We start from the raw sequence: 21,205 nt of genomic DNA on the forward strand, positions 1-21,205 counted from the left end.
AGAAGTAATTGGTGCAATTCACGAAACTCTTTGTATATGTCCTCATTTGAATCTTTTTATCAACAATACCCCTGCTCGTACAATTCTCCCTTAAATTGCGATCGCCCCTTCCAAACGGCGCAGCAAATTAAGGGCGCTAAGTTTTGCTTGGAATGTGGTTTTCCAGCAACTTTACCACAGGAGGCTGAGATTAAAGGAAATCAAGGGACTTATCAAATAGCTAGTTTTATCGGTGTGCGGGGTTTAGGCCGCTTATACTCAGGTGTTAAACTTAAGGACAAACAGCCTGTAATCATTAAAGAATATCTATTACCCAATCGTTGTTTTAATGAAAGCGAAACTCAAAAGCGGAAAGAAACTTTCAAACGGGTGGGTGGAGTAAGTTTAGCCGATAGTCGAATTCAAAACTTCCGTCTGGTGGAAACTAAAGAAGCGATCGCTGATGAAAAAGGAGAGCGCTGTTATCTAATTACTCAAGATATAGAGTCATCCCAAACTTTAGCTAAATATGTGATAGAAAAGGGAGCAATGACATCTTCTGATGTGCGTGAGGTACTAAATCAAGGTTTACAAACTCTCCAGTTTCTCCACACTCAAAAGCTGCGTTTTCCCTCCAATCAAATACAGATGGGTATCACTCATGGCAATATAAGTTTAGATAGTACTTTAATTAAATTAGAAAAAAATCAAAAGTTCTCTATATACTTTAGTGATTTAGCTATCTGGGAAAATTTATTTATTCCACCCATTATTACTCAACCCGCACCCGCCAGACCTGAACAAGATTTAGAATCGTTAGGATTGCTAGCCTTTTCTTTATGGGTAGGGCAAACAACTAATTTTCTATCCAATCAGCCTCTCGATCCTAGAAATAATCAACAATGGCCGGATACTGATAGCCATTTAAAGCAATTTATTTATCGACTAATTGGGCTGGAAAGTCCTTTCGAGAATGCGGAAGCCGCACGTAAAGCATTACTGGAACTTCCCAAAGAAGATAGTGGCAAAAGTTCAGTGCGATCGCCAGGTTCTCAAAAAATAAAAAAGCCTTTGCCAATGCCCTTAATTCTACTAGGCATTCTAGCTTTATTACTACTTAGCGGCGGAATATTGTATTGGCTTTTGGGCAAGAAAACAGATAGTGCTAATCAATATATACAATGGTCTAGACTTGTGCGGAATTTCTCAGAAGTTACCAACGTTCCTTCTGGACGATTTACTTACACAGGAGAAAGAGATAGTACATGGAGTTATGTTTTAACGCAACCAGTCGATAACAGTCGTTTAAGAGATTTATTGACCACACCAAAGCCAGATGCAACAGCAACATTTAACTATGAATCGGTTTTGTCATCAAATCTAAATAATCCGATTAAAAGTATTGAAGAAGTCCAAACAAGCAAAAAGGATTTTGCAATTACTAGTTTGGTAAACAACATCACAGATAAACTTGCTAAAAAAACAGTTGCTTATGATGGTTTACTTGTTTTTGTAGCATTTAATAAAAGAGACTCAAATCTTGCTAATGCTCTTGGGGGGCAAATCAATCTTGAACAATTGCGTCAAATTTACACAGGTAAAATTACTAATTGGCAGCAGATTAATCCGAAACTTCCAAATCTACCCGTCAAACCTTTTGCCCCTACTGAACCAGAAGCAATCAGTAAATTTCAAGAAATAGTCCTCAAAAATGCTCCCCAGGACGAAGCTTTATTTACTGCAAAGGTTACTAAACTTGATACAACAAAAACCCAAAACCTAATACGCAGCGAGACTCTACAAGGGCGAACCACTGGTATTATTAGTTTTGGGATTATCAGTAAAACTTCGAATCAGTGTACTGGGTATCCTCTAGCGATCGCAGATGATAAAAGGTCAGCGATTCAACCTTTATTTCAAAGGCGCGATCGCCGCTCAATAAATCCTTCAGATGATTTATGTCAGCATGATGATTATTATGTTGATGTCACAACTTTCCAAAGCTACCCCTTGGGATACCCTATTTTTGTAGTGTACCCTAAAGACAGCAACCGCCTGCCTGGTGGTTCTACATTTGCCCAGATGCTAACCACTCGTCAGGGTCAGTGTTTACTTAGTAAAGTAGGTCTTGTCGCTTTACAACCTATGCCTGATGATATAAATTCTTATGCCTGCAAATCGGTGCCCTAATCCCAGTTGCGAATATTTTAACCGCGCCCTGCCTAACAATGCTAAGGTTTGTCCCTGGTGTTCAACTCCTATAGGTAATGTAGTTTCTCCTACACCACAACCGCCTAGTCAACCACCACCTATTCAACAACAACCTAGTCAACCACCACCTGTTCAGTATCAACGGCCAGCAACAGAACAACCTAACTACCAAGTTCCCCAACAAGCTCCCGTTGATTATTCAACAGTCTATCAGCCACGGGTTTCTTATCCACCAACACCGCCTGTTTATACCCCCCCGCCTCAAAGAGCGCCAGTCTTAAAGCTGATTCATAGCACGGGAAGAGAATTTAACCTCGTTGGGGAAGGAGGTTATATTGGCCGTCGCAGTCAGAGTCCAGGAATAGCGCCGCCAGAAATTGACTTAACTGGCATTCCCAGTGAGGGAATAGTCTCTCGTCGTCATGCGCGAGTCGATTGGGACTGGTCGCAAAATGCATACATGATTGTTGATATGAGTACAAATGGTATTTATTTAAACAACAACTCTCTAACTCCTGGTATGCAATATCGCTTGCTTAATGGCGATTCAGTCAAATTTGGTCAAGATAACCTAGTCAACTTCACTGTATATATAGTGTAGTAAAAACCTAGTTTGCTCGTGACTATTCTCTGCGTACTTCTGCGCTTCCCTCAGCGCGACGGCAGTCGCTACAACGGGGAGGCAGCGTGGTCTTGGGGGTTTCCCCCATGAGCGACTGCCGTGGGAACCCCCGCAACGCGCTGCCTCACCTTTGCGTTTAAATTCTAAAATCCTTAGTTATACACAAAGGACAAATGAGCAATGTATTTCGGGAATTCCTGCAAAAAGTAGGCAGTGGAAACCACACAGCCGAGAATTTAACTCGCACCCAAGCAGCCACCGCAACTAAAATGATGCTGCTGGGTGAAGCGACACCAGCCCAAATCGGAGCGTTTTTGATTGCTCATCGCATCAAGCGTCCCACGGGGGAAGAGTTAGCGGGAATGTTAGATGCTTATGATGAACTGGGGCCAAAACTGCAACCAATAGCCTCCGGGCGGCCAGCGATCGCTCTTGGCATCCCTTATGATGGTAGAACACGCACAGCACCAATTAGTCCGGTAACAGCTTTACTACTCGCCGCAGTTGGACAGCCAATAATCATGCACGGTGGCGATCGCCTACCAACTAAATACGGCTTACCCCTGATAGATATTTGGCAGGGTTTAGGGGTCGATTGGACTACGCTACCACTAGCAAAAACCCAGCAGATATTTGAGCAAACAGGAATCGGCTTTATTTATCTACCTCAGCATTTCCCCTTAACTACTAGTATTTGGGAATACCGCGACCAACTTGGCAAACGTCCGCCCTTAGCGACAATGGAGCTAATTTGGTGTCCTTATGCTGGGGATGCTCATGTAATTGCTGGGTTTGTCCATCCGCCAACAGAAGGGATGTTTCAGATAGCTCTGGGTCTGCGAGGAGTGACAAAATTTACATTAGTGAAAGGATTAGAAGGTAGTTGCGACTTACCGCGCGATCGCACTGCAATCATCAGCTTATCTACATCCGTAACATCCCAAGAGGTAGAACGATTACACCTCGTACCGCGTGATTACGGCTTTACTACCAAAAACGTACCCCTGGGAACTACTGAAGAACTGGTGGCGGAGATTCAAGAGGTTTTGGCAGGTAAACCAGGTGAATTGATGCAAACAGCCTTGTGGAATGGTGGATTTTACCTATGGCGGAGTGGTATTTGTTCAGATATGCCAGAGGGTTTAGCTAAAGCAGAAGAATTATTAACCACTGGGATGGTAGCAGCTAAACTCCAAGAACTGATCCAATTAGTAAATTTAGTATTAGGAGATGTACCCTTTAGGGTGTCAACGAATTCTCCAAAATAGATTTTTGTTGCAACCAATCCTGACCCACTTGGATACTGATATCTGAGCCAAGGTTGCCAGTGCTTTCCACGCGCACTTCACCAAATCCTAAAGTATTGCGAATGGATTCGGCACTGTCACCATCTCCTTGTTGGGCGACAATGTGAGTTACATCTAGAGGTTCACCCCATGCCTTGGCCACATAAATGTTCCGATAACCAGATTTTTCCAAAGCTCTAATTAACGGTCGCAAATTAGAGCGATCGCCACCTGTACTATCTTGAATTGCTACACGTAAAGAGCTTGGATCAGTTGTAGTTGCCAGTTGTTCCTCTTCTGACTCCAAACCAAAGTGTTGAGCCATCAGTTTGGCAATACCATTTTTGCTGGGCAACCAATAGCTAGCACCAAACTCGCCTTTCTCGCTAAAGCGACCAGGCAGCATTAACATTTGCATATTAGAGCGATTTGTCCGCACCCCAAAACCCATCAGCGCCACTAACTCTTCAACAGTCAAGTTAGTATCAATGTGGTCTTTGACTACATCCAGAACTTTCGGTAATTGAGCAACAGTAGCTGGGTTGAGTGTTTGATCCATCAAAGCACGCATGACCATTTGCTGTCGCTGAATCCGACCAATATCACCGAGTTCGTCATGGCGAAAACGCAACAATTGTAGTGTTTGATCGCCGTTAAGATGCTGTTTACCTGCTTTCAAATTGATGTACAAATGCTGAGAATCATCTTGGTATTTCATATCTTTGGGAACATATACTGTTACGCCACCCAAAGCATCAATCAGCTTGCCAACTCCCAAAACGTTAATTCGGATATAGCGATCAATTCCTGCCCCACCTAAGAGATTACTGACGGTTTTTGCAGTTAAAGCTGGCCCACCTTCAAGATTGGCAGCATTAATTTTTTTCACTCCATACCCCTCTATTTCTGTGCGGGTATCTCTGGGAATGGAGAGCATATTTATTTTTTTCGTCTCTGGATCAAATTTGACCAAGAGCATGACATCGGAAAGACCATCAAAGGAGTTTACTTGGGGCAGGTATTTGAGATTTTTGGTTTCTTCTGGAGGGTTTTGGATATCTGGCGGAAGTACGCTCATCCCCATCACCAAGAGATTTACCGGGCGGGTTAATTCTGAAAATCGCAGTACACCTCCAGAAATGCGATCGCTATCAAAAACTGCCTCATCCTTTGGACTTAGCTGGGCTTGTTGCAAAGGCGTGCTGGTCAAAGATACTGCCAAAAGCGCCCCCGCAGTTGCTGACACCATCGCAATACCACTCATCCCCACCCAAAACCATAGCCAACGTCCTGATTTCGAGTTCTGAGGAATTCTTCTATTGGACTTTGAGGCTTTTCCCGACTGGTTTTCTTCCGCCGAACTTCTTTGAATGGTCACAGACTTCCTCACACTTACTCACTAATCAAATTCGGTAAATTTGTAGACTAAAAACATCCAAACAAATCAACCCATAATAGCTAATTCTTAATTATCAGTGCTAACTTTTTTAATTTAGTGTCAACCACAACACTTATAGCAGCATTTATCCTTCTTTTGGGCCAACCTAGAGATGTTTTACTGAAGTATGGCAATAATAACTGGATTTGACTAGATATATGGATAAATTAACTGTAATTTTTGAGAAAATCAGTAAAAACACTGGCAATTTGTCACTTTAAAAAATTAAGATAAATACTTGCCAAGTACTCGTTCTGCTAAATTACTAAACCCTGGCAAACGACCAGATTTGCCCTGCATCAGGCGCAAAATCAACCAGGCACTTACTAAAAAGTAACCCGACGTGAGAAAACTATTCAGGATAAATAGACGTAGCGGAAAAAAATCTGAAGTTGCTGCTCCCGTGGTTAATAATAGATAACCCAACAGCCAAGTAAGTGCCAAAGTAATAGACAAACGACTAATAGCAAGTTGTTCCCGACTACCCTGCCCCCGATAGAGAGTCCACAAGGACGGAAAAAAGCCGATAATCGGAACTAAATGTAAAAGTAACTGTGTTTTGGGCATTGGAGATTGGGCATTGAAAAGAGGCGGGGGGGCGGGGTGCGGGGGGCAGGGGGGAAAACTACTATTCTCACTTGCTCCCGGCTTTCCACTCTCTTTCGATTCAAAATTATTCATTGGGGTTAGTCTAACTCCTAAACTAGAAGGATGAATAAGACTCATATAGTTAGAGATAATAAACTGTAAAGAAAGATTTAACTTAGTTCTATTCCGCAATCAGCTCAAAATGCAGACACGCAAGCTACTCGACTGGTGGCAAACATTCACTCCAATAGCGCGAATCGGGGCGATCGCGCTATTCGTTCCGCTACTAGTTCTCAATGGTTGGGCAATTTCGGTATTTTTTGATTATTTCCATTCTCTCATAGTCATTTTAGTCGGAGCCTCAGTGCTAGCATTTCTGCTCAACTACCCCGTGAGCTGGATGGAACATCATGGTGCTAGGCGAGAGCAAGTCGCTATTTTAGTATTTCTCTTGGCTTTATCGATTTTATTGGCGTTGGGTGTGACACTTTTCCCCCTGGCTCTTACCCAAGCTCAACAATTGGTGGCTCGCCTGCCGGAGTTGATCGACTCTGGACGCTCTCAGTTGATGATATTAAATGAAAAAGCTGAGACTTATGGTTTACCGATTAACCTCGATGCTCTGGTAGTGCAAATCAACGATCGCGTCAAGGGACAATTACAAGCGATCGCAGGACAAGTTTTAAATCTAGCTGTACTCACAGTCACTAGTCTGCTAGATATTCTCTTGACAATGGTTTTGACTTTCTATCTTTTACAGCATGGGGGCGAACTCTGGGAAAGTTTAGTGGAATGGCTACCTAATAAATTTCGCGATCCTTTCTCCAAAACAGTCCGCCTCAGCTTTCAAAATTTCTTCATCACCCAGTTGATTTTATCCACCTGCATGGCCTCAGCCCTCATTCCTACCTTTTTGTGGCTGAAAGTACCATTTGGGCTACTATTTGGCTTAACTATTGGACTGATGGCTCTCGTCCCCTTTGGTGGTTCTGTAGGCATCGCCATGACTACATTATTGGTAGCATTGCAAGATTTCTCAATGGGTGTGAGAGTGTTGATCGCAGCAGTAATTATACAGCAAATTCTCGAAAACTTAATTGCCCCCAGAATTTTAGGCAGCTTTACAGGTTTAAATCCAGTTTGGATTTTAATTTCGGTCTTAACAGGGGCAAGAATTGGCGGACTATTGGGTGTAATTGTGGCAGTACCCACCGCTGTTGTGATTAAAACTGCTTTAAGCGCCTTGCGTCCTGGCAGTGAGACAAACGACAGCACCACTGGGGAGATAACTACACCTGTTGCAGCAAACCAGTCCTCGAAAGCTGAAGCTAACAAGACTTTGAGCATTTCTGAAGCGACATTACCCTAATGGCAGCAGGCAGAAGCTTGCTCATTGTGGCTCAATGATTGAACCCATAAACAAAATTTTTCCCGTCTGATTATCCCTGATGGCACAGAAGAAGGGACGATCAACAATCATTCGGAATGGTTCTGGTTCATCTCTCAAAGATGTTGCTACTATTCCCACTGAAGTAGCCGCAGCTGCTTCCGTTCCTTCTTCGTTCACTTCCACAAAAGTTTTATGTTTGACTTGGCTAATGGCAAAATTCTTACCCATGCCAGAAAAATTAGCTTTGTTGCTGAAAGCCTCTCCCATGCCTAAAGTTTTCAAGGCATCATTGAGTGTAACTTCGTAATCTGTTTTGAAGCGGGGTAGGCGAATAAACCCTTTTTGTTTGTTGAACTGAGCCATCCATTTTTCCCAGTTCTCAGCATTCAAGTTTTGATAAAAGCCTTTGAGGTTAGAGTTTTGTTTGGGCAGGAAGATATAAAAACTGAGTTTACCATCTTTACCATAAGGTAAACTAACTGCCTGAAATTGTTCACTTTCATAGTATCTGTAGTCACCTTTCTGTGACATCATTGGGTGTTGTTTTCGTCTGCCAGATGTGATGTAAAAAGGGTATTGAACAGTTTGATTTTTGTCAAATTCGTTAGTCCAATTACCTTTAAAATATATAGCATTGATTAAAAATAACACCTGATCGGGTTCAATCTTTTCAACTATTTGATTAATTTTGCCATTAGTATTTTCTTTTACCCAGTTATTGATAATACTAGATGCGGCGGCATCTTTAAAGTTTAAATTGCTCACCTTAGCTTGATAGAAATCCTGGGTTCTATTGAGGAAGTCTGCCGCAAATCTCACATCTTGATTTGCCCAAAGTGAGTTAGCAATTTTTAGTTGCACTTTCGCATCAGAATTGTCTAAAAGCTGCTTTAATGCCGCCGCGTAAGAAGAGTTAATTTCTGGTAGATTCATCCCCTGTAATTCTAGGGTTTTTGCCATTGCTTGTTGAGTCGAGCCGCTAGCGCCGTTGTAGGTCATAGCAAGGGCGATCGCAACACTCGAAGGTGAGATAAAAAGATTATTCTCACCCCGATCATTTTTCAGAAGTTCTGAAAACAGTTTGAAGCCAAACTTATTGCTAGACTCAACTATTTTTGTATCAGTGTTGACTGTTTTTTTTTGCAATGGATTTTCAGGCTGAGGTAAACTAGATTGTGCAAGGGCATTTTTGCTACTATCGAGTTGAGAACACCCTAATACACTGAATAGAACAACACTTGCAGCCGCCAGAGCATAACGTCTGCCTAGACTTACGCCATAACGTCTTTGCAGGAAATTTTCTTTCGCATCACTAAATTTTTGCCGATTCATTCTGCTACCTCACTTGCCAAAGATTCCCGATCTGTGCTCATGGTTGACGCAGAAACTGTGTCAATAATTAACTATTGCATTTGCTCCAATAGAAGAATGGGACTGTTACAGAAACTGTAACAGCCAGTTATTCGCTTAGAGGAATTCAATACAACTTCTGAGAGTTGCTAATTCCTAATTGAGGCGGCTATGCAGACGAATTATGAAAAATTTTGATTTTTAGGAATTTTCCTATTTATCAACCTATTTATCAATAAACGTATTGTAAGCTACGTAATCATAAAATAACCACTTCTGTTGGATTTTGATAGATAAAATGTAGCGATGTTTACGACGGGCTACGCCTACGCTCGTTTGTATGCAATAGACTCTGCCCTCTTTCCTTTTAGGAAAGAGAGAAGTGCCATAACATTTCTCAGATGTACGGCTGTGCTGCCCTATTTCAATTGATAGGTACACTCCACCAAGCTAAACTATAGGGTTGAGTCGCTTCATTAAGCTTTTGACGAAACTGGACACGGATTTTGTAATTGCCAGCAGCAGGAACGGGGCAGAAAATGTGTTCTACACTATCGATTTGGCTAATTGAGGAGCAAATAGCACCAGAATCGGAATTTTGAGCATCAGCTTTTACTAAGTATAGGTCGAGATTATTTAAACCGCGATCGCGGAAATTTTCGCCCACATCATACTGCTGGTTTTTATTTCTATCGTTGAGTTCCACTAATCGATCCCAATTCAGGGTGACAGCAACAAAACTTCCCTGCTTTAAAGGTTTTGCTAATATATAGTCAACAAATGCTCCAACATCGATTGTGCGATAATCCCAACCAATAGCTGGCACCGTAGCTGATGCCTGCCATTGACCAGCACTAAATTGCTGATAAGCACGAGATACATTTAAATGACCCGCTCCCATTTGAGCATCCAAAGGAATCTTTGGATCTTTGTAAGCATCAGAATCTAGCCAGTTTTGATTTTGTTTATCAATTAGTGTTCGGGTCATTCCCAACCGCAAGCCATCGCCGCTATCTAAAATTTTGTCTGCTGAATTCAGCAACACAGCTTTCATCACTTGATGACGCCGAGCATTGATGCTCCAGTGAGGTTGTTTTGTCCGCATCTGTCTATCAGCAAATTCTTGTAACAGAGCAACAGTAGCAGTAACTTGAGGCGCTGCAAAACTTGTACCTGTAACCTTATTCAATTTGCCATCAGGATTGAGCAAAGGAATATTATTGCCAGGAGCAACTAAACTAATAGCACGTCGCCCATCAAGATTAAATTCCCTTCCAGCTAGTCTTCCACTCACTCCTTGGTTAGCGCCGGCCAGATTAGCCACGTCTACTTTGTTAAAAACTCCCCCTCGGCGGGATGAAAAAGCCACGTTTATTCCGTTAAAATTATCTGTAGGAATGGGAATACCGCCCTTACCCTGGTTGCCTGCGATCGCATACAAAATATCATGAACGCGACTAGACCAGTCAACACATAAAGTTAGTAAAGCATTGCCGTCTAAAGTAGCCTTTGGTCGAGGATCGCGGCTTAAAGGTTCACCAAAGCTAAAGTTAATGGCACGGACATCACCACCATTTTGTAACGCTATGTGCTGTGCTGATAAGCATTCTTCCGGCTGACCCATGTTTTTAGTCGAACCCACCGCCGACGAATACAATCGCGCTCCCGGAGCAACTCCCGGCAAAGCCTTGTCTTGGCTCACCATGACACCAGCGACATTGTAAGCATGGGGGTCAACACCGCTATTAGACTTAGCTGGAACATTGCGTAAGAACACCGCCGCTAAAGATATGGCACGGTTTTTAGAGACCGCCTTATCCCACCCAAACATTCCCGGTCGGCCAATTTCCACCTGACCAATAGCAATCTTACGGCCGATTAAATTATAAGGAGCTTGGTGTACCTTCAAAGCATCAATACCGTTAGTTCCTAGCGCAGATTCTAAAACTAAAGCAATTACCGGCGCACTCAGGCAAGAAGCACTCAATCCCCAAATTATCCAGGTTAGTTTTTTAGTCATTTGTAATTTGTCATTGGTCATTCAATTTTAGATTTTGAATTTTGGATTTGGGATTGAAGGAAAAATCTAAAATCTAAAATCCAAAATTATGAGTCTTGCTCAATGCTTTGTTACAATGCGTACAGACGAGGACGCTTAAAAACCCACTAGCCATGACCCAAAACCTATCTCAAAAGCCCATTGTAATTTCTCCATCTATCCTATCAGCCGATTTTAGTCGTCTGGGTGACGAAATCCGCGCCGTAGACGCAGCTGGAGCAGATTGGATTCATGTTGATGTAATGGACGGTCGTTTTGTACCTAATATTACAATAGGCCCTCTGATTGTGGAGGCGATTCGTCCGGTTACGACTAAACCACTGGATGTCCACTTGATGATTGTGGAGCCAGAAAAGTATGTAGAGGGATTTGCTAAGGCTGGTGCAGATATTATCTCCGTACACTGCGAACATAATGCCTCCCCACATCTGCACCGCACCTTGGGACAAATTAAAGAGCTTGGTAAGAAAGCTGGAGTTGTACTTAATCCTGGTAGCCCTCTAGAGCTAATTGAATACGTTCTAGATTTGTGCGATTTAGTACTGATTATGAGCGTCAACCCTGGTTTTGGTGGTCAAAGCTTTATCCCTGGTGTATTACCCAAAATCCGCAAGTTGCGTCAAATGTGTGATGAACGCGGTCTTGACCCTTGGATTGAAGTAGATGGGGGATTGAAAGCAAATAATACCTGGCAAGTTTTGGAAGCGGGAGCTAATGCAGTTGTAGCTGGTTCAGCAGTATTTAACGCTAAGGATTATGCTGAGGCTATTACAGCAATTCGCAACAGCAAGCGTCCTAGCCCAGAACTAGCCAAGGTTTAATTCAATTTTGGATTAACTCTTATCTGGTGAAAAAGAATGTAGAGACGTAGCAGTGCTATGTCTCTAGAAGGGTTATGGATAACGCATATATAATTTCACCAGATGTCTATTCTTTACAAAAAGTAAGGTGGGTAATTTACCTACCTTATTTTTATTTACACATAAAAAAACTGGAAGCTATTCAAGTTTTGAACTTCCAGTAGTTAATATATAGATTGAAACTTTAGAAACTAGAGATAATCCAGGTTGGGAGGACTAGGATTACAATAGTCGAAAAAGAAGCGTATGAGCTACTAGTTCTACCATCCACAACAACGATTTAACCGTAACTTTTCTATTTCCGTTCCTGTTATTGGTGTTAAGCGTTTGCTTTATTAACTAAAGCAACACCAACTACAAGATAGAAAGTTTTATAAGCATTACTCGCACCGTCTGCAGTCGGTGAAAGCTGTCTAAAGTTTGGCTTGGGGGAATCCACCTCCCCAAATTCTCTTTGCTCAGACTTTCTCAAAAATAGAACCACCAGTAGCAACAGTTGAATCATTAGTCTTGGTGTAGGAGTTATTTACTCCATGAAATACTGACTACTTTTGTAATCAGTTTGATTTATTTCATAGTCAGAACTAATCATTGATTTTATTTTTAAAATTAACTGGCTTGCTAATCACCTCTATTTTTGTTTAAGTTGTAGTTGTTATTAGTTTACCAATACTGTCAGTATATATTTGCCATTTTGGCAGATTTTTGTAAAAAATTATCAAATTAATGATCGCTATAGAAAACCTGCCATGCTAGAAATTTTAAACTAGCATAGCAGGCTTTCAGACAGTCAATCAACTTTAGGACAGAATTTATTGATTCAAAATACTTTTTAATTGAATCCACAGGATTTCAAGGAAATATCTTGAGTTTTCTCTGGTTTTAATGGCGATTTTATTGATTGATGTTCGCTAATGTGCTGCCCTAATTTATGGTCTAAACTACCATTACGAATTTCTGTTTTTTGCTTTCCAACTACTTCCAGATAAGCGAGGTCTTTAATTTTGCTTAAGCAGGTTGATGATACATTGCTATCAGACCTGGAATCATTAGTATGTTTCAGCATTTTTAGATTTTCGTTTTGCTGTTGTTTTGCTCTGTTGGCTTGAGAGTTTTCTTTCAGCAATCGATTGTAGGTGCGATATGGAATGTAATGGAGAGGATTATAACCACCAAATCGCAGCATTAAAACACATGCCCAGGAATATTTTCCAGCAAGAATTGCTTCAACTACTTTGTCAAATTGTTGAGCCTTTACTGTGTTATCTAAGTTGCTACTAATACCAGCAATGTCTTGGTTCATCATAGTGTTTAGTTATCTTGGATGAAGTAAACTAGTCCAGTTTCTGCGATTGTTGGTGTTTCAATTGAGGTGTACAGACTGCATTAGCCTTTTTGCAGCTGTTGAATCGCTTTTGGGAAATTATCAGCAATCAGGCGGTGTTGGATGTTTACGAAGGATAAAAATTTATCAACAGCCGCGTATATAACTTTCCCAAACTCTGATTGGCTCCCGCAGCTTTAAGCGTTAAAGAACCAGGCTGAAACTTCTCTGCTGTTTGAGCCTTACCTTGGCGCTGTTGGGCAGAGTTTTAATGATTTTGGCTGATAACTTCCCTAATAAACTAGTTTTGGCAAGAGCTAGCTCGTAGTAGGGATACAAATTATATAGATTCATTCCTAAGCTGTCCCCTTGGCTTGAGGTTTCGACTGCATTTGACCTGATGATTTTTTCCATGAACTGATCTTTAATTAAAAACAACCAAGTTTTTAATCAAGTAAGTTTGTTGGCTGTTAAGTCCTGATTATCCAGATTCCTTCCAATAAATGAAGGAAACTTTGCTTATAGCTTGTAAGTAAGTGAAAGGTAAAAATTTATCTTTTGTCTTGTCCTCTGAATGATAAGACAAAAGCCTTAGTGTGGCTCTTGGTAGATGCAATTTTATCTTCTGAAACTTTCTTAACTCCTAATTAAATAAATTCTCTCTGTTCACAAGCTTGTATTTCTTACTACTGTTGAATTAGGCATTTTCCGGGAAATTTGCATAATTTTTTTAAGCTAGTAGAGAAAATTTATTTACCTTTGAGCGTTAACAACACCATTCGTATTTATACTATTTTTTGACGTTAATGTCATCTACTAAGCTAGCAGATTTATAGGTTAAATTTACTGAATGTATTTCGATACTTACTTATGCATTGTGCAAGTTTTACTTTTGTCCCCCTTTGCTAATTCTTGAGGGGTCTTACCCCTCACCCAATCCCAATTTAAAAGCTTTATTATTGTCGAGTCACTAGAAAATATTACCATTAACTATAATGTAAAACAACTTCTCCAAATAGTAGAACACAAACAATAAAAAACGTTCACGGCTATAGGATTGAACATATTTTTTGAATAGGTTCAATGAGATAATAATACTTGTTAGCCTTGTAGTTCTTGATTGGCAAAAACTACAGCTTCATTGTCTCTAAATATATTGCTGTAACTTGAGCATGAATATTTTATAATTATCAACCAGTAATCATAAACAGCGAAGTTTTGAATAAAATTATTGGTTAGCGACAATATATATATAGATAGATAGTTTTAATGCTCATCAACTTAGTCAAATGAAACAAACCTGAATGGATGCTTTTACGAAGAAAGATGCAGCAGGTTAAGTCTGTACAACGTTAGAAAATTGAGTAATAGATATAAAGCTAATTAACAAAGAGTATTGCTAAGTTAATTTAGCAATAAATTATTTGTATATTAATATCTAATAAATTTATAAATTTGAGATTATAAATGTAGTGGCAATTGGGCTAAATGGTAGTTACAACCACCAATTTGCATGAATTTGTGATGAGTGCCTTACTCAACAAGAATACTTCGGTTTAGAAAACTGCACTGTTAGGGCAATACGCCATATACTCAAAACTAAGAAGCTGATGGCAAAGACATTTAGTATTTGGCTAATAACGACCTAAGTATAGTTTCAAACTCTTGATGCGAAAGCCACGCCTTGCCTATGACTGGATCAGAAATCAATATGCGATCGCCTTTAACTCTCTAGACAACTACATACATAATGAATTACTTGCCAACGAGCTATCCACGGGTTATAATATGAGTCCAGCTTACTAAGGCTCGCCCTGACTAATAGCGCTTCATATCTTAAAGTTTGGGCTGCTTCTGTTAAACCCTGGAGAAATGCGCCTGTAGCAAAGTTACGCAAAGTGTAGAGGTTCAAGTGTATGCCGCAGTATTGGTTAATCATTGCCAAGTACACAGCGCCACAATCTGCTAAATAAAAGGATAGGTACGCCATAACCTAACTTTTGATTGTGAACATAGTCTGGAAAATATTAGCAATATTTGTGCCTAAAGCCAGTAATATTTGCATTTTTTGAAACAGTAGTCTTGAATTCTCAATGCTTTAACTCTTACCATTACTAAAATTTTCCTTCACTTCCGGAAACACTCGGAAAATAAAACCACAAATCTAGACTCAATACGGTTCAGTTAAAGCTAAAACTCTTTGCCAAAGTCATTTTTTCTAACGAACCCCATTCGCGTTAGCGTCTCCCCCTGGGAGAAGGACGCAAAGAGGGTTATCCAGAACCCTTGTAGAGACGTAGCACTGCTACGTCTCTACATTCTTTTTCGTAGATGTCTAATCAATAACCAAGTAAATTCCCCAAATCGCCATTGGCCGCAGATACGTGCTGGCGCGAAAAGTACCAGATGCGGTTATAGCTTCAGGTGTGCGAAATTGCAGACCATTGTTATAAATTTGTTCTACCACTGCTTGTGTCAACCTCAATGCTTCATCCTTCATTCCTGTTTGCACGAGAAAAGCTGCCAGCCCAAAGTTTATCCCCGTCCAAACTTCTAAAGGATGAGTAGCTTTGGGATTTTCTGGTGAACCGTCAGGACGAACACCATTAGCAGCACCAAACTCACCATTGCAGAATTTCAAAAAGCACGCATCATAAACAGTTTTTAGGGCAGAAAGGGCGCGATCGCTCGGTACAATATCAGGTAAGTCCAGGAGACGAGCATAAAACTGGCCGCACAATTGATCTGCCATTACCACATCGGAACCACTTTGACTATCAAGTTTGTAATATTGGCCATTCCAAAGTTTTTCGTCATAAATGGGGCGAGATTGTTCCAACCAAGCTTGATAAGTGGACTTTTGCGCCGCTAATGCTGTGTTACCAATCTGGTAAGTTAATAAAATATCGCTGATAGCGATCGCAGCTTCTAACGCTGCCAACCACAACCCACCACAATAGGCGCTGACACCCTGTAACCGCCAATCATCAAAGGTTTGGTCAGGCGCACCAGAATTTTCGGGAATGCCATCGCCATCAAGGTCAAAGGTTTTCAGGTAGTCGAGGGTTTGCACGATCGCATTCCAACAATCTGCTAAAAATTCTACATCGTCAGCACCCGTGAGCAGAAAATCACGGTATACTTGCAAAACAAAATCACTACCTAAATCCTTCCACAAGTTACAGTCTTGATAGCTGGTGTAGTTGGTTTTCTGCCAAACGTGTTCATTCGGTGCGCCTAAATCGTGGGGTGTTGCACCTGCAACTTTACGAACTGCGATCGGGCTTTCTGCCTTAATTGTCATGTAATAGCCAATTATTCGTGGAGTATCATCACCTTGAGGAATTGCCCGTGCAAATGCTCGAATTACTGACTTTTCTAATTCTGGAAACAGCATCAGCAGGGCAAAAGAACCATACAAGCGCACATCTAGACTTTCATACCAACGGTAATCTAAGCATTCCAGCACTGCAAACTGACCGATGGGGTCAATTTCTGATGCAGCAGTCCAGAGAGTACCGCCGCTAGTAAGGTCATAAAGCTCATTAAATAGAGCCATTTTAAACCAGTCGGGCAAATCTTCCCGGTCGAGAATCGGTTGTTGCCAACTTTGAATTTGCGATCGCCAGCTTTGGTATTCTTGTAGTGCAGTAGATGCGATCGCCCAGGCATTATCACCACTTTTACCAAAAAAGTCTGTATATCTGCGATAATAGTTGACTCCGGCGGCAAATTCTGTAATCGGCAAATCCCAAGCGAGGACAAAGGGGATTTCGAGAGTTTCGCCTGGTTGGAGAGTAAAACGGATTGCGATGCCTGCGGCCGGCGTAGCCATCGCAGCCCCAAGCTGTGTATTATCTGCCACTGGAGTGCCATCAAGATAATTGGGCAAAGAGCCATCTTGAGCAAAACTTTGCCACACTTCCTCACCCGTTCCGTCAGGATTCCATCGGCTGTGGTGAAATACTTCCACTTGGGGCAGCTTCAGTGTTGCAATACACCAAGTTCCATCGCCTTCCTGTAAAGGTTCATCACCACCAACCCGACCGAAAACACAGCCAAACTGTTGTGAATCTTCAACTATTTGGTTATAGTTCCCTTGACTTTCGCCCCAGCGTGGTTGATATTCATAAACCGGACTACCATCATCGCGCACCCGCACTTCAGGAGATTTGAGAGCATTTGTAAACCAGCCCACCATATTTTGCCAAGTGAGCATGATACTGAGAGTAATCGGTGCATCTGTGGGGTTATGGGCATTCCAGAGGAATATTGCCACTGGGTAGCTAGTTTCTTGGTAATTACCTGCCCAGATTGGGGAAAACTGCTCACAGGTCAACTGTGCTTGAAATACATTTTCATACACAAACCAGCTACGTGGGTATAACGCATGATAATTCCCTATTCCCTCAGTGGCAGGAAGTGTTGGATACCACTGCCAAGCCTTAAGAGTGCCATCATCGGGTGCTTGCGTAGACAAAGCGTAGGCTTGAGAAGATGTACCATTGGATTCAAACACACTGAATTGACAGGCGGGAACGTTTTTGAAAGTATGCTCACCGCCATCAATGTGCCACAGATTAAAATCTCCCCGTGAAGAACGACCGATGCAACCTGCACCAAAGCCACCTAAAGGCATACCATGCCAAGGGCCATCATCGATATTGCTAGCGTAGCGAACAGTATAAGGTTTGTCCCAGCCTAAACCGATGGGACGGCTCCAAGTGCAAGAGGGAATTTTTGGGGAGAGTTGATTTGTCATCACCTGATGTTACAGCGTGCAGTTACGTCAATGAAGACTAGCGCAATGTGTGATTTTTCTCAACGTAAAAACACGGTATTGTTCAAAGTGGATAAAAAAAGAGGACAAGGGAATAAGTTTCCCCTTGTCCTCTTATGTTTGAGATAATATCTGGATTTACACCTTGGCTTCCTTGTAAACCGATTAGGAAGTAATTTACAAACCCATTGAGTATAAAATTATCCGGTCATGGAGATGATCGGGCAAAATGTGCTTCAGAAACGCTCCGATTTTGGCATCTTGTCCAACGAGATAGCGTGTCTTTGGTTGCTTTGCAGTCAGCGCATGCACAACAGTCTGAGCAACAATATCCGCAGAAATTCCCCCAGATGCGAGAATTTGCATTTTCTTGCGGACAATATTCATCGCCTGTCCGTAAAGATTTTGTGCAGTTTGGGATAGATCCTGCTGTGCTATTTCCGATTGACTTAGGGACTTTTCCCAGATTGGAGTAGCGATCGCCCCAGGTTCGATAATAGAAACAGAGATTCCCCAAGGGCGTAACTCCATCCGCATCACATCAGTGAGTGCAACGAGGGCAAATTTGGAAGCATTGTAAGCTCCCAAGAACGGGGCCGGGCTTCTACCAGAAATGGAACCCATATTCACAATTCGACCCCGACTCTGGCGTAATAGACTCAGAAACGCTTGTGTTACTGCTAATTGTCCAGTGACATTAACCTGCATCTGGTGTTCAAATTCTGCGATCGCTAATAATTCTAAGGGGCCAGGGACAGCAATTCCAGCATTATTCACTAAACCAAAAAGCCCCGCACCGCCGACTGCATTTGTTACCTTTTCAACCGCAGCTGCGATCGATTCAGCGTCAGTAACATCTAGAAAAATCGGAATGAGCCTTTGTGACCCTTTTTGTTTAAGTGTTTGAGCATCAATATCTTGACGCACTCCAGCAAAAACAGAGAAGCCCAACTGGTCTAAAAGCAAAGCACACGCCTGACCAATTCCTGTTGAGGCTCCTGTAACCACTACTGTACGTTGATTTTCTACAACCATTAGACTTTCTTTTATGATGGGGCTGCCTTCACCAGACAAGAGGTAGAATTAATCCACACTTAAAAGCGTGTAACTTAGGTTGTAGAAGCTTTGTAGCGCATTGCGCGTCTCGATACAATCTTCTTTTAAAACTGGGTAATAACCCAGAACTAAAGTTTTCATTCATACTTCTTTCCTCCTGCCTTCTCTAATCAATCTTTGCAAGTGCCAGCACGAAGGCAATCTTCGGTTTGGTCATCTCTAGCCGATATTTGCCAGGGCAGTATGCGCGACTGGGCATTTGTACTGTAAGCAATTAGAGCAGCTATTGTGGAAAACTGGTTTTTAACAATTGTCACTTCACTACTACAACTATTGCCTAGCTCAAAATTGCCTAAATAAACAGGCAATGACATTAGGGCAATGCAAATTGTCCGGTTCATACCCAACCTCAGCTAAAATTTCCGATTACGCTATGTATAGATACCACCTTGATGAACCGGATTTTCCAAACTGAGTAGTTGATGTTGTGTGAATTTACTCAGCGCTACTGGCCGCAGAGACGTAATTTCTAAATTATCGGTTCCACCTTTTTTTAGGTTAGGCATTGCCTACAAGATGGCTTCCTACTACTTTATACAGATGCAAACCCAAAAAACAGGACAAAAAACCCATAGCAGCCAAAAACATATCTTGGTAGCTGCATTCCCCAGATAAAATAGTTAACAAATGTTGCCTAGTAGCTAACTCATGACACCTTCACAAGACGTAGATACTGTAACCGTTCCCAACCTTGACTCCGAAGGATATGGCAACTCAGACACCGATCCTCTTGATGAGTTGCCAGGTGAAATCGAAATGTCCCTTTTCGACCACCTAGAAGAGTTGCGACAGCGGATTTTCTATTCGCTGATTGCCGTAGCTGTGGGTATTATCGGCTGTTTCTTTGCCGTTAAGCCGATTGTCCAGCTACTTGAGGTTCCAGCACAAGGAGTAAAATTTCTCCAACTTGCACCTGGAGAGTATTTCTTTGTCTCCCTGAAAGTTGCAGCCTACACTGGTATCATACTTACTAGTCCTTTCATTCTTTACCAAATTATCCAATTTGTGCTTCCAGGACTAACTCGCCGTGAACGCCGTATAGTGGGGCCTGTGGTTTTGGGTTCGAGTGTGCTGTTTGGGGCTGGGTTAGTATTTGCCTATTTACTGCTGATTCCCGCAGCTTTGAATTTTTTCATCAGCTACGGAGCAGATGTTGTTGAACAAATTTGGTCAATTGATAAATATTTTGAATTTGTGTTGCTACTGTTATTCAGTACCGGTTTAGCATTTCAAATTCCCATCATCCAACTGTTGCTCGGTAATTTGAACATTGTCTCGTCTGAACGGATGATTTCTGGTTGGCGTTACGTGATTATGGGAGCAGTGGTTTTAGGAGCCGTCCTGACACCTTCTACTGACCCATTAACTCAAAGTCTCTTAGCGGGAGCAGTTTTAGGGCTTTATTTCGGTGGTGTGGGACTGGTTAAGCTCACAGGTAAATAATGCGATCGCATTGCTGCAATTTCAAAATCAAAAAAATCTCATCTTAGAAGTAAATGGGACAAGTTACTTATGATGACTTTGAAAAAGTTGAGATTCATATTGGCAAAATCATCAAAGTCGAAGAGTTTCCCAAAGCGAAAAAACCAGCTTATAAATTGTGGATAGATTTTGGTGATTTGGGCATCAAAAAATCTAGTGCCCAAATTACTAAACTTTATAAGCAAGAGGAACTAATAAACAGATTAATATTAGCTGTTACTAATTTTCCACCCCGTCAAGTAGCTAATTTCATCTCCGAAGTTTTAGTTTTGGGAGTGGTTTTAGACGGTGGAGAAGTTGTGTTAATTCAACCAGATAGAGATGTAGCGGTGGGCAAAAGAATTTTATAGCAGATTATGGTATTTTTTAGCTGAGAAAATTATTTATTTTAATGCAATAGCGGGTCATAATATCCATTCCGAAGAACGTTCACCCAAATCTAGAGGAATGCTAACAGCTTTGCCAAGCCGGGGACGATCGCGTGTTTGGCTAATAAATGTTTGTACTTGCGTTGACCCACCCAAGGCATGAAGATAATTAGCAATGGTGTCAAGATGCTCTTGGTACTCCGCCTCGCTCAACGGAAAAGAAGCTTGCTCCAAGTATTTCCACATGACTTGCAAAAATATCTTTCCCTGTGCCCGCCGAAACTGCACATCGTAAGAATATCCCCACTTCTCAAGCAACATCTGACGTAATTCCTGTCCTGTCATAGCTTTT

20 protein-coding genes are annotated in these 21,205 nt (G+C 41.6%); 7 read left to right on the plus strand and 13 right to left on the minus strand.

Annotated features, from left to right (window positions below):
* Positions 1-36 precede the first annotated feature (36 nt).
* The 3 genes from ANSO36C_RS07735 (at position 37) to ANSO36C_RS07745 (ending at position 4,080) form a co-directional block, all read left to right on the plus strand.
* Positions 37-2,169 (plus strand): substrate-binding domain-containing protein, encoded by a 2,133-nt coding sequence (locus ANSO36C_RS07735; RefSeq protein ID WP_251959053.1) that lies wholly within the window; start codon positions 37-39, stop codon positions 2,167-2,169.
* On the plus strand, positions 2,147-2,791 hold the full coding sequence (locus tag ANSO36C_RS07740; RefSeq protein ID WP_251959054.1) for an FHA domain-containing protein: 645 nt from the start codon (positions 2,147-2,149) through the stop codon (positions 2,789-2,791). The genes ANSO36C_RS07735 and ANSO36C_RS07740 overlap by 23 nt, the downstream gene beginning before the upstream one ends.
* 194 nt (positions 2,792-2,985) lie before the next feature.
* On the plus strand, positions 2,986-4,080 hold the full coding sequence (locus ANSO36C_RS07745; protein WP_251959055.1) for an anthranilate phosphoribosyltransferase family protein: 1,095 nt from the start codon (positions 2,986-2,988) through the stop codon (positions 4,078-4,080).
* On the opposite strand, the gene ANSO36C_RS07750 is transcribed toward ANSO36C_RS07745, so the two are convergent.
* Positions 4,052-5,476: an LCP family protein gene (locus tag ANSO36C_RS07750; protein ID WP_251959056.1), complete on the minus strand. Its 1,425-nt coding sequence runs from the start codon at positions 5,474-5,476 to the stop codon at positions 4,052-4,054. The genes ANSO36C_RS07745 and ANSO36C_RS07750 overlap by 29 nt on opposite strands.
* A gap of 285 nt (positions 5,477-5,761) precedes the next feature.
* Positions 5,762-6,103 (minus strand): hypothetical protein, encoded by a 342-nt coding sequence (locus ANSO36C_RS07755; protein ID WP_251959057.1) that lies wholly within the window; start codon positions 6,101-6,103, stop codon positions 5,762-5,764.
* A gap of 223 nt (positions 6,104-6,326) precedes the next feature.
* Here ANSO36C_RS07755 and ANSO36C_RS07760 point away from each other — a divergent pair, with 223 nt between their 5' ends.
* Positions 6,327-7,493 carry an AI-2E family transporter gene (locus ANSO36C_RS07760; protein ID WP_251959058.1) on the plus strand — a complete coding sequence of 389 codons (1,167 nt, stop codon included), beginning with the start codon at positions 6,327-6,329 and terminating at the stop codon, positions 7,491-7,493.
* A 21-nt stretch (positions 7,494-7,514) separates the two neighbouring features.
* Here the strand turns inward: ANSO36C_RS07760 and ANSO36C_RS07765 are convergent, their stop codons facing one another.
* Positions 7,515-8,846: a serpin family protein gene (locus ANSO36C_RS07765; protein WP_251959059.1), complete on the minus strand. Its 1,332-nt coding sequence runs from the start codon at positions 8,844-8,846 to the stop codon at positions 7,515-7,517.
* A 442-nt stretch (positions 8,847-9,288) separates the two neighbouring features.
* Complete coding sequence (locus ANSO36C_RS07770; RefSeq protein ID WP_251959060.1) at positions 9,289-10,884, minus strand: S8 family serine peptidase; 1,596 nt, start codon at positions 10,882-10,884, stop codon at positions 9,289-9,291.
* A 152-nt stretch (positions 10,885-11,036) separates the two neighbouring features.
* On the opposite strand from ANSO36C_RS07770, the gene rpe reads away from it, so the two are divergent.
* Entirely contained in the window at positions 11,037-11,744 is a 708-nt protein-coding gene (gene rpe / locus ANSO36C_RS07775; protein WP_251959061.1) for a ribulose-phosphate 3-epimerase, read from the plus strand.
* Between the two features lie 358 nt (positions 11,745-12,102).
* On the opposite strand, the gene ANSO36C_RS07780 is transcribed toward rpe, so the two are convergent.
* From ANSO36C_RS07780 to ANSO36C_RS33840, 8 genes are all read right to left on the minus strand, one after another.
* Positions 12,103-12,288 carry a hypothetical protein gene (locus tag ANSO36C_RS07780; protein WP_251959062.1) on the minus strand — a complete coding sequence of 62 codons (186 nt, stop codon included), beginning with the start codon at positions 12,286-12,288 and terminating at the stop codon, positions 12,103-12,105.
* Between the two features lie 327 nt (positions 12,289-12,615).
* A complete protein-coding gene (locus ANSO36C_RS07785) occupies positions 12,616-13,086 on the minus strand; it encodes a HetP family heterocyst commitment protein (protein WP_251960276.1) in 471 nt (156 codons plus the stop codon).
* Positions 13,087-13,311: 225 nt separating this feature from the next.
* Positions 13,312-13,521 (minus strand): hypothetical protein, encoded by a 210-nt coding sequence (locus ANSO36C_RS07790; protein ID WP_251959063.1) that lies wholly within the window; start codon positions 13,519-13,521, stop codon positions 13,312-13,314.
* A gap of 1,309 nt (positions 13,522-14,830) precedes the next feature.
* The gene (locus ANSO36C_RS07795; RefSeq protein ID WP_323374573.1) at positions 14,831-15,097 is read right to left on the minus strand and encodes a cysteine peptidase family C39 domain-containing protein; all 267 of its coding nucleotides are present in this window, start codon (positions 15,095-15,097) and stop codon (positions 14,831-14,833) included.
* 345 nt (positions 15,098-15,442) lie between these two features.
* Entirely contained in the window at positions 15,443-17,869 is a 2,427-nt protein-coding gene (locus tag ANSO36C_RS07800) for a GH116 family glycosyl hydrolase (protein WP_251959064.1), read from the minus strand.
* A gap of 195 nt (positions 17,870-18,064) precedes the next feature.
* Positions 18,065-18,922 (minus strand): SDR family NAD(P)-dependent oxidoreductase, encoded by an 858-nt coding sequence (locus ANSO36C_RS07805; RefSeq protein WP_251959065.1) that lies wholly within the window; start codon positions 18,920-18,922, stop codon positions 18,065-18,067.
* A 191-nt stretch (positions 18,923-19,113) separates the two neighbouring features.
* Positions 19,114-19,344, minus strand: coding sequence for a hypothetical protein (locus ANSO36C_RS07810; protein WP_251959066.1), 231 nt, complete (start codon positions 19,342-19,344; stop codon positions 19,114-19,116).
* A gap of 30 nt (positions 19,345-19,374) precedes the next feature.
* Positions 19,375-19,509 carry a hypothetical protein gene (locus ANSO36C_RS33840; RefSeq protein ID WP_267145360.1) on the minus strand — a complete coding sequence of 45 codons (135 nt, stop codon included), beginning with the start codon at positions 19,507-19,509 and terminating at the stop codon, positions 19,375-19,377.
* A gap of 142 nt (positions 19,510-19,651) precedes the next feature.
* On the opposite strand from ANSO36C_RS33840, the gene tatC reads away from it, so the two are divergent.
* Both tatC and ANSO36C_RS07820 read left to right on the plus strand, forming a co-directional pair.
* The gene (gene tatC / locus ANSO36C_RS07815; protein WP_251959067.1) at positions 19,652-20,446 is read left to right on the plus strand and encodes a twin-arginine translocase subunit TatC; all 795 of its coding nucleotides are present in this window, start codon (positions 19,652-19,654) and stop codon (positions 20,444-20,446) included.
* 53 nt (positions 20,447-20,499) lie between these two features.
* Positions 20,500-20,835, plus strand: coding sequence for a tRNA-binding protein (locus ANSO36C_RS07820; RefSeq protein ID WP_251959068.1), 336 nt, complete (start codon positions 20,500-20,502; stop codon positions 20,833-20,835).
* 54 nt (positions 20,836-20,889) lie between these two features.
* On the opposite strand, the gene ANSO36C_RS07825 is transcribed toward ANSO36C_RS07820, so the two are convergent.
* Positions 20,890-21,198 (minus strand): DUF3067 family protein, encoded by a 309-nt coding sequence (locus ANSO36C_RS07825; protein WP_251959069.1) that lies wholly within the window; start codon positions 21,196-21,198, stop codon positions 20,890-20,892.
* Positions 21,199-21,205: the final 7 nt, after the last annotated feature.

Origin of the sequence: Nostoc cf. commune SO-36 (genome assembly GCF_023734775.1) — a bacterium.
GTDB classification, from domain to species: Bacteria; Cyanobacteriota; Cyanobacteriia; order Cyanobacteriales; family Nostocaceae; genus Nostoc; species Nostoc commune_A.

Excerpts from the sequence above, each read along its gene's own strand:
- ANSO36C_RS07765 (WP_251959059.1), bottom strand. The coding sequence starts at position 8,846 with ATGAATCGGCAAAAATTTAGTGATGCGAAAGAAAATTTCCTGCAAAGA.
- ANSO36C_RS07780 (WP_251959062.1), bottom strand. The coding sequence starts at position 12,288 with ATGATTCAACTGTTGCTACTGGTGGTTCTATTTTTGAGAAAGTCTGAG.
- rpe (WP_251959061.1), top strand. The coding sequence starts at position 11,037 with ATGACCCAAAACCTATCTCAAAAGCCCATTGTAATTTCTCCATCTATC.
- ANSO36C_RS07800 (WP_251959064.1), bottom strand. The coding sequence starts at position 17,869 with ATGACAAATCAACTCTCCCCAAAAATTCCCTCTTGCACTTGGAGCCGT.
- ANSO36C_RS07755 (WP_251959057.1), bottom strand. The coding sequence starts at position 6,103 with ATGCCCAAAACACAGTTACTTTTACATTTAGTTCCGATTATCGGCTTT.
- ANSO36C_RS07785 (WP_251960276.1), bottom strand. The coding sequence starts at position 13,086 with ATGAACCAAGACATTGCTGGTATTAGTAGCAACTTAGATAACACAGTA.
- ANSO36C_RS07790 (WP_251959063.1), bottom strand. The coding sequence starts at position 13,521 with ATGGAAAAAATCATCAGGTCAAATGCAGTCGAAACCTCAAGCCAAGGG.
- ANSO36C_RS07770 (WP_251959060.1), bottom strand. The coding sequence starts at position 10,884 with ATGACTAAAAAACTAACCTGGATAATTTGGGGATTGAGTGCTTCTTGC.
- ANSO36C_RS07740 (WP_251959054.1), top strand. The coding sequence starts at position 2,147 with ATGCCTGCAAATCGGTGCCCTAATCCCAGTTGCGAATATTTTAACCGC.
- ANSO36C_RS07745 (WP_251959055.1), top strand. The coding sequence starts at position 2,986 with ATGAGCAATGTATTTCGGGAATTCCTGCAAAAAGTAGGCAGTGGAAAC.
- ANSO36C_RS07795 (WP_323374573.1), bottom strand. The coding sequence starts at position 15,097 with ATGGCGTACCTATCCTTTTATTTAGCAGATTGTGGCGCTGTGTACTTG.
- ANSO36C_RS07810 (WP_251959066.1), bottom strand. The coding sequence starts at position 19,344 with ATGAACCGGACAATTTGCATTGCCCTAATGTCATTGCCTGTTTATTTA.
- ANSO36C_RS07820 (WP_251959068.1), top strand. The coding sequence starts at position 20,500 with ATGGGACAAGTTACTTATGATGACTTTGAAAAAGTTGAGATTCATATT.
- ANSO36C_RS07735 (WP_251959053.1), top strand. The coding sequence starts at position 37 with ATGTCCTCATTTGAATCTTTTTATCAACAATACCCCTGCTCGTACAAT.
- ANSO36C_RS33840 (WP_267145360.1), bottom strand. The coding sequence starts at position 19,509 with ATGCCTAACCTAAAAAAAGGTGGAACCGATAATTTAGAAATTACGTCT.
- ANSO36C_RS07825 (WP_251959069.1), bottom strand. The coding sequence starts at position 21,198 with ATGACAGGACAGGAATTACGTCAGATGTTGCTTGAGAAGTGGGGATAT.
- ANSO36C_RS07805 (WP_251959065.1), bottom strand. The coding sequence starts at position 18,922 with ATGGTTGTAGAAAATCAACGTACAGTAGTGGTTACAGGAGCCTCAACA.
- ANSO36C_RS07760 (WP_251959058.1), top strand. The coding sequence starts at position 6,327 with ATGCAGACACGCAAGCTACTCGACTGGTGGCAAACATTCACTCCAATA.
- tatC (WP_251959067.1), top strand. The coding sequence starts at position 19,652 with ATGACACCTTCACAAGACGTAGATACTGTAACCGTTCCCAACCTTGAC.